Genomic DNA, 11,749 nt, shown 5'->3' with positions numbered 1-11,749 from the left:
GCACCCATGGACGGCGACGGACGGAAGTGGATCGGCCGGAGACCCGGTCGCGCGGAACAGCGGTCAGGCGGCGACGGTGGTGGCGGCCGCCCCGGCGGCAGTGGTGGTGGTGATGAGGACGAGCCGTTCACCGTCAGCTCGTCCACACGGGCCGACGGCACCACCGTCATCGACATCACCCTCGGCCCCACGATGTCCCTGGCCCTGAAGTACCGTCATGAAATCGGCGAGTACGGGATGACCGACTCGCGGACCCTGCGCACCGGCACGGCGTACGCGCGGTTCCTGATGGAGCAGAACGAGGTGGCGGAAGCCGTCACGACGTACCGCCAGATCGCCGCCGCCCGGCGCGCCTCGCTGGGGCCGGACCACCCCGACACGCTCGCCTCGGAACACAGCCTGGCCTTCGCCCTGTTCACCCAGGGCGCCTACACCGAGGCCGCGCGCGTGCAGCGGACGGTGTACGACAGACGGTGCCGGGTCCTGGGGGAGGAGGAGCCCGACACGCTGACCAGCGGCACGAACCTGGGCGAGATCCTGCTCCACCTGGGCCGGCCGGACCAGGCGGAGCCGGTGCAGCGGAAGGTCGCCGACGGGATGGCCCGGACGCTGGGCGAGGACGCGCCGGAGACGCTGCTGGCCCGGATGAAGCTGGTCGGCGCGCTGCGCTCGCTGGGGCGGCTGGAGGACGCCGAGCGGGTCTGCGCCGCCGCGGCGGCCGGACTCGAACGGGCCGAGGGCCGGACGTCACCGCGCACCCTCCAGGCCCGCAGCAACCATGTCACCGTGCTGATCAGCCTCGGCCGGGCCCGCGAGGCCCTCGGCAAGGCGCGGCCACTGCTCAGGGAGGCCGAACGCGCACTGGGCCCCGATCACGAGGTGACCCTGCACGCCCGCCACGGCCTCGCCGACGCCCTCGACCATTGCGGCCGCTCCCGCAAGGCGGCCCGCGCCCTGGAGGAGGTGGTCGCCGGTTACGAACGCGCTCATGGAGCCGACCACCCCGCCACCCTCCAGGCGCGCTCCGCGCTGGCGGAGGTGCTGGCCGCCGTCGGGGACCGCGCCGGCGCGGAGCGCGAGGCCCGAGCCTGTCTGGCCGGCCGCGAACGCACCCTCGGCCCCGGCCACCCGGACACCGAATGGGTCCGTGCTCTCCTCGCCCGGGTCCGCGAGGCGCGGTGACGAGCGGTCACGCCCCCGTGTGCGTGTGCGCCGCCCACAGGCTGGGCGTGCGGGGGTAACGGTCGCGCAGTGCGCGGACCGCCGTGTGCAGCGCGTACGGCGGTGGCGCGGGCGTCGCGTAGTAGCGCCGGGCGATCTCCAGCGCGGCCTGGTCGTCGGTCTCCCACAGGGTGCCGATGACGTTGCGGAAGCCGGCGAGCAGGAAGGCTCCCGTGATGTGCACGGCCTCGTCGGTGAGCCGGGGAGTGCTGCGGGTCGTGGAGCAGGCCGAGAGGTACGCCAGCTCACCCTGGTCCAGGCCGAGAGCCGAGACGTCGGCGACGGTCAGCGGGTGGTCCACGTGGTCGTGGACCAGCAGCCGGCCCGCCGCTGGGTCGGACGGGTCGGAGACCGCGTGGCAGACGAAGTGGGCGTGCGTCACCTCGGCGAGCGCGGCGAGCACCCGCTCCCGGGTGGCGCCCTCGTCGGCCTGGACACGCGCCCCGGGCAGGGCGTCCGCGGCCAGACGCGCTTCCGGCAGCGCGGAGGGCAGCACCGCGTGTCCGCCGGGCGTGCTGCTCATGGCGACCACGCACGCCCTGGTCCGCGCCGGGCCGGCCGGCGGCCGGGACCGGACCCTGATCAGCGCCTCGACGGTGGGGGAGTAGGACGACACCGCCCGGTCGAGCGCGCACGCGCCCGGTGCCGCCGTGCGCGCAGCGGCAGCTGTGGGGGCGCCGGCGCCGTCGTCACCCGCCGGACCCGCCGCGTGCAGGGGGAAGAACGCCATCGGCCCGGTGGGGCACCAGGTGACCCGGGGCCACGGTCCGCCGCGCCGCGGCGGACCGTGATGGCCGAGCCGGTCCAGGACGGGCCCCACCGTGGTGCGCCACAACCAGTCGAGGATCTGCCGGACCGTCTCCTGCGCCGCCATCCGGCCGCGCACCCGGACCTTCGGGTCGTGCGCCTCCGCGGCCGCGGCGCCGAGCGCGGTCGCGTTGTGGATCGCGTCCTCGAGTGTCAGCTCCGGCAGCGGCAGCACATCGAGGCGTCCCGCGCGCAGGATGAGCGCGTCACAGCGGTACTTGGTGGTCGTGAGCAGGACGACCGGCTCCGTACCGGTTCCGGCGAGCAGTTCGCGGGCGGTGGCCGGGCGCAGGAAGTCGTCGAGTCCGGGCAGGGCCCGGATCCGGCCGAGCAGCGCCTCCCACTCCGCCTCCCGGTCGCGGCTCGCGTCCGGTGACCGGAAGGTTCCCCGCGTGAGCGGGTCCGGGTCCGGGAGGCGGTCCGGCTCGGGCGCGTCGAACTCGCGCCGCAACCGTTCGTAGGCCTGTGCGAGTCCCGGGTCGGCGGCCCACAGCCGGCCGAGTCCGCCGCGGGCCGTGAGCCTGCGGCTGAGGAGCACGCCGCGGCCCTGCTCCAGCAGTTCGAGAGCCCGCTGTGGCCGTCCGGCGTTCAGTGCGCACGCCGCCGCCGACATGGCGACGCCCGATGTCCCGGCCAGGTCGTGGTGCTGGTCCACGCGCAGCCGGTTGCGGGAGGCGAGCCGGGGCAGCAGCGCGACCGCCTCACCGAGCGCGTCGGCCGCCGCCGTCCAGTCGCCCAGCGTCGCCCGGCAGTGTCCGAGGACGTCCAGGGCCTCGACGCGGCGGCTGACCGGGGCGGTCCGCACCAGGCCGGCCGCGGCGGCCACCTCCGCGGCCTCCCGGACCCGTTCCGGATCGCCGGTGCGCAGGTGCTCGGCGCGCAACGCCTGCACCAGTGAGTAACGGGTCGCCATCTGCTGCGGGTGCTGCGCCGGGAACCCGGCCACGGCCTCGCGCAGCACCTCCACGCACTCCCGCAGGTCAGCGAGGTCGCCGGTGGCGTCGTAGCGTTTGCGCAGCACGTAGCCGAGACCGTCGAGGAACAGTCTGCGGTCGTCGTGATCGGGGGCGCACAGGGCCAGGGCGTGGCGGTGGCAGCCCACCGCGTACTCCAGTGGCTCCAGGGCGCCCGTGTGCTCGTGGGCGATGCGCAGCATGCCGGCGAGGCTCGCCACGGCCAGCGGGTACCGCGGGTCGCGCGGACTGAGGTCCTGGAGGGTGGCCTGATACGCGTCACTCGCCTGGCTCAGCGTCTCCTGGTCCCCGGTGCGCTCGAACAGGCGCAGAAGGGCGTTGCCGAGACGGTTGGAGAGGGTGGCCCGGTAGGCGCCGTGCGGGCCGGCCTGGTCGCGTGCCGTGCGCAGCAGCTCGACGGCTTGGCGGACGTCCTTCGTGTGCCGGGTGCCGCCGGCCCGGGTGAGCAGACAGTCGGCGAGGGTCATGGTGACGGCCACGCGGTTGGCTCCCGCGGTCAGCGTCGCGGCCCGTTCCAGCAGCGCGATCGCCTCGTCCAGATCGGCGGGCCGGACCGTCAGCTCGTACCGCGCGTGCAGCGCCTCGGCCAGCAGGCCGTGGGCGACGACCGTGTTGGCAGGGCCGGCCGCGTTCTCGCCGGTCGCCGCCAGGGCCCCGCGCGCCTCCGTCACGGCCTCGTCCAGGACGTCCTGGCCGCCGGCCATGCGGTACTTGGCGAGCAGCGCCTGCGTCGTCTTCAGCTTCAGCACGACCGTCTCGTGCGGCTGGTGGGCGTGGGCCCTGGCCGCCACGCGCAGCGCCGCCACCGCGTTGTCCAGGTCGCCGGTCCAGCCGTTGCGTCCGGCGCGGACGACGAGCGCGTCACAGAGGGCGGCCACCCGGACGACGGCCTCGTCGTCGGCGAGCATGGTCCCGAGCAGCGCGGCGTGCAGCAGGATCACCGCCTCGTCGAGGTCCTCCGGCTCGTGCTGCCGCTGGTGGCGCCGGAGCAGGGCGTGGCCCAGTCCGGACCGGCACAGGTGCGCCTCGGGTGAGCCGTCCGGGTGGACGGCGAGCGCGTCCCGCCACGCCGCCACGGCCTCGTCGGCCCAGGTACCGCCGGACGCGGCCGGGACGGCATCCGAACCGGCCGCCCCGGCACCGCCGCCCGACCGGCCCGATGAGCCGGCGACTCTGTGATGATGCTCGTCGGTCGACTCGGGGCCGCTGTCCGCGGGCTCCTTCTCGCAGACCCGGTCGAGGCATTCGGCCCTCAGGCGCAGCTCCTCGGCACGTCGCCGGTCCCGGGACGGCAGCAGCAGGGCCGCCCGCGCGGACAGCCCCGACGCCTCGACCAGATCCGCCGGTTCACCGGTCAGCCGGTAGCGGGTGCGCAACGCCTCGGCGGCCTCGCGCAGTTGCACCACCCGGTCGGGATCCCGGTCCCCGCCCACCTGCACCAGCCGGCGGTGGGCCGCCACGCACTCGTCGATCTCCGGCATCCTGGCGTAACCGCGCAGCGCCCGCGCCAGGCCTTGCAGGCACAGCAGTTGCCCGGCCGGCTCGCCGGCGCTGCCGGACAGGGCGTCGCGGAACAGGGCCACGGCGGTGTCGAGATGGCCTTCCTGGCGGGTGTGCTCCCAGCGGAGCATGGCGACGGCGCCGATGTTCTGTGTCACCGCGGCCCGGCCCTCCCGCGGTCCGTGGTCACGGGCCAGACGCAGCAGCGCGTCGGCCCTCTCCAGCAGGCCCGCGTCGCGGCTGTGCTGGTACTCCTCCATCAGGCGCAGGCCCTCGAAGTAGCTCGCGCGCAACGTCTCGAAGTCGAACTCCCTTGCCATGTCGCCCCGTTCCCCCCTAGGCGGGTAACTCGCCCACTACGCTGACGATACGAGCGAGGAAGGTGCCGTGGCTGCCCCGCGCCGAAACGGGCCGGGGAGCCGGAGGAGGGGAAGCAGGAATGAGCCACCGCGAGCGGGCGCCGCGGGTCCGTGTCAGCGCCCGGACGTCGGCCCAGCTCTCGCGCATGTGCGAGGACTTGACCGAGGCCGAGGAACTGATCGGGCCCGAGTTCGCCGCGGTGCTCGGCCGGCTGCGCGCCCCGGACGCCGGCGACGAGCAGGTGCGGGCGGCCCTGGCGGAGCTGGAGGAACTGCTGCGGCGGTGCGGGCTGGTGGGCGCCGGCGCCGTCGTACGCGGCGCCCCGGGAACCGGGCCCGGGCCCTACGAGCCGCTGCCCGGCCTCGGTCCGGCACGGCCGCTGGAGGAGGTCCACGTCTGCCCGGGCGACCTCTGCGACCGGGTGGAGGTTCCCCGGCCGGCTGCGCCCGGGCCTCCGATGTGCGCGGTGTGGGCCTGCCCGTTGCCGCGCTTCCGGACGGACCGGCATCCGTGACCGCCTGGGTGGCCTCGCTGGGCGGCCGGCTCGCCGAGCGCTGGCTGGCCACGCTCATGCTGCCGGGAGTGGTGTTCGTCGGCGTCGTGGCGGTCGCCGCCCGGCTCGGCCGGCGGCACTGGTCGGACCTCGGGCTGCTGAGCACCGGTTTCGACCGGTTCGCGTCCTCGCCCACCGCGCACAGCGACGGCACCGTCCTCCTCGTGGCGCTGGCGGCCGTGGCCTCGGCGGTCGCCGCCTCACTGGTGGCCCAGGCGCTGGGACAGCTGGTCGTCCGGGCGTGGACGGGGCCCTGGGGCCGCTGCGGGAGGCCGCTCACGCGCAGGAGGCAGCGCCGCTGGGACGAGGCCGCCTCGCGGTACGAGGAGGCGCTGCGCGAGAAGGCCCGCCTGCTGCGCCGGCCGCGGGGCCGCCCGCCCGCGGCCGGGGAGCTGCCGGACACCGCCGCCCTCGCCGCCGCCCGCGACCGGATCGCGCCGGTCAGACCGCGCCTGCCCACCTGGACGGGCGACCGGATGCTCGCCGTCGGCGAACGTGTCCGCACCGCCTACGACGTCGACCTCGCCACGGTGTGGCCACGGCTGTGGCTGAACCTGCCGGAGGACGTGCGGGCGTCCCTCGCGCAGGCGCAGGCCGCGTTCACCGCCGCCGCCCGTACGGCCGCCTGGGGCCTGCTCTACCTCGGCCTGGGGCCGCGCTGGTGGCCCGCCGCCCTGATCGGCGCCGCCGCGCTGCTGATCGGCTGGTGGCGGGGCCGTACCGCCATGGAGAACCTCGCCCAGCTCGTCGAGGCGGGCGTAGACCTGCACCTGTCCGCGCTCGCCGCGTCCCTGGGGCATCCAATCCAGGGTCCGTTCACTCCGGCCGACGGCGAGTCGGTCACACGTATCCTGCGCAAGGGGTACTGAAGCGGTGTCGGCGGCCGTCCTTCGTGAGTCCCGCGTCTCCCACCACTCACAGGTATGTCATACAATCCGCGATCACCGGCCTTGACTGATCTTCAGATGTCGGCCGGACGTCAATTCAATCAGTGGGGGGCTTTTGTCCATATCAAGCCTGTACGGCAGAGCACGTCGTTCCCGGCTGCTTGGCTGCACCGCCCTCGCGGTGGCGGCGGGCATGTTGCTCAGCACACCCGCCGTCGCGGCCGACGGGCCGCACCGGGACGTGAAGGTGCCGACCTCCAAGTCCGCGCTGCCCCAGCTCGACCGCCCGACGCCCCAGAAGGCGCCTTGGGCGCGCACCGCCATCAAGACCGCCGCCGCCTCCGATCCGCAGTTCGACGTGGACGGCGACGGCATCGACGAGACGCTCGTCCGGCTCATGGACGGGACGACGCACGTCTGGCTCAGCGGCTCGGACGGCGCGTTCAGCACGTACACGATCGGCAACGGTGACGGCTCCGAGCGCCACAAGGACATCCTCACCCCCGGAAACCTCGACGGTACCGGCGGTCCGGAGCTCCTGACCCTGTCCATGACGGGCACCCTGTCCCTGTACCACAGCGAGGGTGCGGGCGGCACGGGTTCCGCCGTCTGGAGCGGCAACGGCTGGCAGATCTACAACAAGGTCTTCGCCCCCGGCGATGTGACCGGCGACGGCAGGCCCGACCTGCTGGCGCGCACCCCGGACGGCGTCCTGTACCTGTACCAGGGCACCGGCAGCGACAGCTCGCCCTGGCGCTCCCGGGTCAAGGTCGGCGGCGGCTGGGGGGCCTACGACCAGCTGGTCGGCGTCGGCGACATGAACAAGGACGGGCTCGGCGACGTCGTCGCCCGCGCCACCGACGGCTCCTTGTACTTCTACGCGGGCAAGGGCAGCACCACCGCCCCGCTCGCGGCCGCGGTGCGCCTCGGCGGCGGCTGGAACGCGTACAACCAGATCGCCGCCGCCTACGACTGGAACGGCGACGGCACGGCCGACGTGATCGCCCGCACGCCCTCCGGTGACCTGTACGTCTACCTGGCGGACGGGACCGGGAAGTTCGTCGCCCGGCAGAAGGTCGCCGGCGGCTTCTTCGGCATCGACCTCCTGGTGGGCAGCGGGGCCACCCCGCGGTTCGGCAAGACGTCGCTGATGGGCCTGGACACCAAGGGCACGCTGTTCTGGTACGGCGGTCAGAACAACGGCCAGTTCACCGCGCGCGACCAGGTCAGCGACACGGGCGGCTGGCTGGGCGCCAAGGTCGCCTACGCCTCGTCGCTCGACAAGGACGGCTACGCCGACCTGCTGGAGCTGTACGACGGCGTCCTGTACAACTACGGCGCCGGCGCCGACGACTACCTGGCCACCGGCTGGGGCAAGATCAACCTGTTCCTCGGTCCGGGCGACCTGAACGACGACGGCAAGGGCGACCTGCTCGCCCGCGACACCTCCGGCGTTCTGTACCTGGAGCGCGGCAACGGCAACGGCACGGCGCTCTCCGCGGGCCTGAGGATCGGTTCCGGCTGGAACGCGTACGACAAGATCGTCGGTGGTGGCGACTTCACCGGCGACGGCCGTACCGACATCGTCGCGCGCACGCCCTCGGGCACGCTCTACCTGTACCGCGGCACCGGATCGGCCACCGCGCCGTTCGCCTCGCGGATCAAGGTCGGCAACGGCTGGCAGGTGTACAACAAGCTGGCCTCCCCGGGCGACCTCGACGGCGACAACCGCGCCGACCTGGTCGCGGTCAATTCCAAGGGCGAGGCGTTCCGCTACTCGGCCGGCGGCAGCGGGCAGTTCAAGCCCCCGGTGAAGCTGGGCAACGGCTGGAACACCTACCGGGACCTGTACTGACGGCACCGGTCGGCACACCTCGGCGCCGCGTGTGAGCGCGGCTGCGAGGAACGGCAGAAAGGGGGCTTGCCCCGGCACCGCGGTGCCGGGGCAAGCCCCTCGCCCGTCTCCGGCCGTTGTCAGTGGTCGCCCCTACCGTGTGAGCAGTGGGATCCGCCGGAAGAGCCGGGGGACCCGTGCCCTGGGGAGGGGTCTGCCATGTCTGCGGGGAACGCGGTGTCGACGACGTACCTGGAGCTGTCGCAGGACGGCGGCGGCGCGCACAAGTTCTACGAAGTCTCCGTCGACGGCCAGGTGGTGACGGTCCGCTACGGCCGCATAGGAGCCGCCGGGCAGACCCAGACCTCGACGTTCCCCTCGGCGGACAAGGCACGGGCCGCCGCCGCGAAGAAGGTGGGGGAGAAGGTCCGCAAGGGATACGCCCCGGCCGTTCCCGGACAGCGCGCCCCGCGCGCGGTGACCCGCCGGCAGGTGTCCTCCGCGCCGTCCACCGCGCGCGCCGTGGCGCCCGTGCTGTGGCGTTTCGCCACCGGCTCCGCGGCGTTCGGCATCCACGTCGACGACGAGCACTGCTGGGTCGGCAATCAGGCGGGCGACGTCTACACCCTGGACCACGACGGTGGCGTCCGCGCCCGCTTCAGCCTCCCCGACGGCGTGAAGTGCCTGGTCGCCGACGACTTCTGGATCTACGCCGGCTGCGACGACGGCAAGGTGTACGACCTGTCCTCCAAGCTGCCGTTCGCCGCGTACGACATCTCGGCCGACGTCGACATCTTCTGGCTGGACATCCATGAGGGCGTGCTGAACGTCTCGGACCGCGCGGGCCGGATCACCGTCATCGACCACGAGGACGAGCACCAGTGGGCCCGCCGCAGCCAGGGCGAGCACGCCTGGATGGTCCGCGCCGACGACCGGGCCGTCTACCACGGCCACCAGCGGGGCGTGACCGCCTACACGCCCGACGGCGGCGGGGAGCTTTGGCACACCCAGACCCGGGGCGGAGTCCTGTTCGGCTGGCAGGAGGACGACACCCTGTACGCGGGGACGGCGCACCGCGTGGTCCAGCGGCTGTCCAAGACGAACGGGGCGATCGAGGCCACCTACGCCTGCGACAGCGCGGTCTACTCGTGCGCCACCTCGCCCGGCGGCCGGTTCGTCTTCGCCGGTGACGCGGCCTCGTCGGTCTACTGCTTCGACCAGGACGGGTCCCGTCTGTGGAAGCTGGCCACGGGCGGCGGCTCGGCCCTGTCGATGCAGTACCACGACGAGCGGCTGTACCTGGTGACCACGGACGGCGCGCTGCTGTGCGTGGACGCGAGCGAGACCGCCGTCGCGGCGGCGCAGCAGGGCACGGTACCGGTGGCCCGGGACGTCAAGCTCGCCGCGGCCCTGCCGGCCTACGCGCCGGCCACGACCGTCGCCGCGGTGACCGCCGTGGCCCAGGCGCCCGCCGGGGCGATCGTCGTCGAATGCGTCCAGTACAGCGGCCGGCTGCGCGTCCACGTGGTGTCCGAGGGTTACGACCACTCCTGGAACGTGCAGTTCCCCCGTGCGATACGCGAGCCGGGGGCCCGCTACGTCGTCGACGCCCTGCACCCGGCGGCCGGCGGCTTCTACCGGGTCCGCGGCGACATCCGCCGCCTGCTGTGACCGCTCGCATGCGACGGGGCGGGCGCGGGCATGCGTAGACGAGGCCCGCCGTGGCACCCGCTCGCCTACGGCCGTCGTCCGGCCCGGCGGCGAGGGGTGGCATCATGCTCGGCGAGCGACCGCGGCCGTGCACCGGTGCCCGCACCGGAGCGGCGGCGCCTCGCGACACCGTCTACGCACCGACCGAGGAGCAACCCGTGACCGACGTGGCGTCCATGTCCCTGCAGCAGGAGATCGCCCGTGATCTCCAGGTGAGCGCGTCCTTCGACGCGGGGCAGGAGATCGAGCGCCGAGTGGCCTTCCTCGCCGACCGGCTGATCTCCACGGGGCTGCGCTCGCTGGTCCTGGGAATCAGCGGGGGCGTGGACTCCACGACCGCCGGCCGGCTGTGCCAGCTCGCCGTCGAGCGGGTCCGCGCCACCGGCCGGGAGGCCACGTTCTTCGCGATGCGGCTGCCGTACGGCGTCCAGGCGGACGAGAAGGACGCGCAGCTGGCGCTGGACTTCATCCGCCCCGACCAGGTCCTGACCGTCGACGTGAAGTCGGCCTCCGACGCCGCCCTGGAAGCGGTGGTCGCCGGTGGCACGGTCTTCCGGGACGCGCACCACCAGGACTTCGTGCAGGGCAACATCAAGGCCCGGCAGCGCATGATCGCCCAGTACGCGGTGGCGGGCGCGCAGGACGGACTGGTCGTCGGCACCGACCACGCCGCGGAGGCGGTCTCCGGGTTCTTCACCAAGTTCGGCGACGGAGCGGCCGACGTGGTGCCGCTCACCGGCCTCACCAAGCGGCGTGTACGGGCCGTGGCGCAGGAGCTGGGCGCGCCGTCCGGGCTGGTGGGCAAGATCCCGACCGCCGACCTGGAGACCCTGGACCCGGGCAAGCCCGACGAGGACGCGCTCGGAGTCACCTACGACGACATCGACGACTTCCTGGAGGGCAAGCCGGTCACCGAGGCCGCCTTCGAGGCCATCGTCCGCCGCTACCGGCTCACCGAGCACAAGCGGCAGCTGCCGATCGCTCCGTGAGCGACTGAGCGCGTCCTGGTTCGATTCTCCGAGCTCCTGGGCGGGTCCCTGAGCTCATGGGCCCCTGTGCCTCGGACCGGGGAGCTCGAGCCGGCCCTCGTCGGCGGTGGGCCGGGTGTTCGCGTACGGACACCCGTGGGTGAGTACGCGGAAGCCGCCTGAGGGTGGATTTGAGTACGACGACTCAGCCGGGGCAGCGGGCGGGCTGGGAGGCTGACCGGCATGACGACTTCCTCGCCCGGCTTCCCGCCGCCCGCGCCCGCCTGCGCCGCTTCCCAGCCGCCGCCCGCGCGCCCTCGTCGCGGTCTGCTGATCGGCCTCGTGGCGGCCCTGGTCCTGGCCCTCGCCGGCGCCACCGTGTGGTGGACGAACCGAGGGCAGGCCGACCCGCTCGCCGGCAGGCCCCGGGTGACCGACGCCGAGGCCGGTCTCTCCTACGCCGTCCCGGAGGGCTGGGAGCACGACGCGGCCAAGGACGAGGACCTCGTCGACGGCTTCTCCTCGCAGATGACGAGGAAGGGAGCGGACGGCCAGGGCAGCGTCGTCATGACCGGCCGCGCCGGGCAGCCGGTGCCCCGCGCCGGCCTGGCCCGTGCCGCCGACGCCGCCGCTCGCTCCAACGCCGAGTTCTTCTACCCGGACAGCCACGCCTTGGTCGAGGACTCCCGGCCCACTACGGTCGACGGCCGCCCGGCCCACACCGTGGTCCTGCGCATCACGGCCACGGACGGAACCACCGCACATCTGGAGATGACCGTCGTCACGGCCGATGACACCCGCACCGCCTTCCTCCTCGGCATCACCAGCGGCGCTCCGCAGGCCCCCGCCCTCCGCGAACTCGACGAGATCACCGCCGACGCCGCCGTCGTCCCCGCCACGGACTGAGCGGTCCCGCCCGCGCAGTCCCGGACTCC

General features: G+C 74.0%; 8 protein-coding genes. 7 read left to right on the top strand and 1 reads right to left on the bottom strand.

Going from position 1 to position 11,749, the window contains the following annotated elements:
• Nucleotides 1-6 precede the first annotated feature (6 nt).
• Nucleotides 7-1,182 carry a tetratricopeptide repeat protein gene (locus tag ACH5A8_RS30190; RefSeq protein WP_399007138.1) on the top strand — a complete coding sequence of 392 codons (1,176 nt, stop codon included), beginning with the start codon at nt 7-9 and terminating at the stop codon, nt 1,180-1,182.
• A gap of 7 nt (nt 1,183-1,189) precedes the next feature.
• Here ACH5A8_RS30190 and ACH5A8_RS30185 read toward each other — a convergent pair whose 3' ends face one another.
• Nucleotides 1,190-4,822 (bottom strand): CHAT domain-containing protein, encoded by a 3,633-nt coding sequence (locus ACH5A8_RS30185; RefSeq protein ID WP_399007137.1) that lies wholly within the window; start codon nt 4,820-4,822, stop codon nt 1,190-1,192.
• A 119-nt stretch (nt 4,823-4,941) separates the two neighbouring features.
• Between ACH5A8_RS30185 and ACH5A8_RS30180 the strand changes: the two genes are divergently transcribed.
• The 6 genes from ACH5A8_RS30180 to ACH5A8_RS30155 all read left to right on the top strand — a co-directional run bounded on the left by ACH5A8_RS30180 (nt 4,942) and on the right by ACH5A8_RS30155 (nt 11,720).
• Nucleotides 4,942-5,376, top strand: coding sequence for a hypothetical protein (locus ACH5A8_RS30180; protein WP_399007136.1), 435 nt, complete (start codon nt 4,942-4,944; stop codon nt 5,374-5,376).
• A complete protein-coding gene (locus ACH5A8_RS30175; RefSeq protein WP_399007135.1) occupies nt 5,373-6,284 on the top strand; it encodes a hypothetical protein in 912 nt (303 codons plus the stop codon). The genes ACH5A8_RS30180 and ACH5A8_RS30175 overlap by 4 nt, the downstream gene beginning before the upstream one ends.
• 211 nt (nt 6,285-6,495) lie before the next feature.
• Nucleotides 6,496-8,157, top strand: coding sequence for an FG-GAP-like repeat-containing protein (locus tag ACH5A8_RS30170; protein WP_399007134.1), 1,662 nt, complete (start codon nt 6,496-6,498; stop codon nt 8,155-8,157).
• 198 nt (nt 8,158-8,355) lie between these two features.
• Entirely contained in the window at nt 8,356-9,807 is a 1,452-nt protein-coding gene (locus ACH5A8_RS30165) for a WGR domain-containing protein (RefSeq protein ID WP_399007133.1), read from the top strand.
• Between the two features lie 197 nt (nt 9,808-10,004).
• Nucleotides 10,005-10,835 carry an ammonia-dependent NAD(+) synthetase gene (gene nadE, locus ACH5A8_RS30160; RefSeq protein ID WP_399007132.1) on the top strand — a complete coding sequence of 277 codons (831 nt, stop codon included), beginning with the start codon at nt 10,005-10,007 and terminating at the stop codon, nt 10,833-10,835.
• Nucleotides 10,836-11,057: 222 nt separating this feature from the next.
• Entirely contained in the window at nt 11,058-11,720 is a 663-nt protein-coding gene (locus ACH5A8_RS30155) for a hypothetical protein (RefSeq protein ID WP_399007131.1), read from the top strand.
• Nucleotides 11,721-11,749 lie beyond the last annotated feature (29 nt).

The sequence above is a fragment of the Streptomyces sp. NPDC018610 genome (genome assembly GCF_044391765.1).
GTDB lineage: Bacteria > Actinomycetota > Actinomycetes > Streptomycetales > Streptomycetaceae > Streptomyces.
The sequence above is the reverse complement of the archived record's forward strand: the minus strand, read 5'-3'. Positions and strand labels throughout refer to the sequence as shown.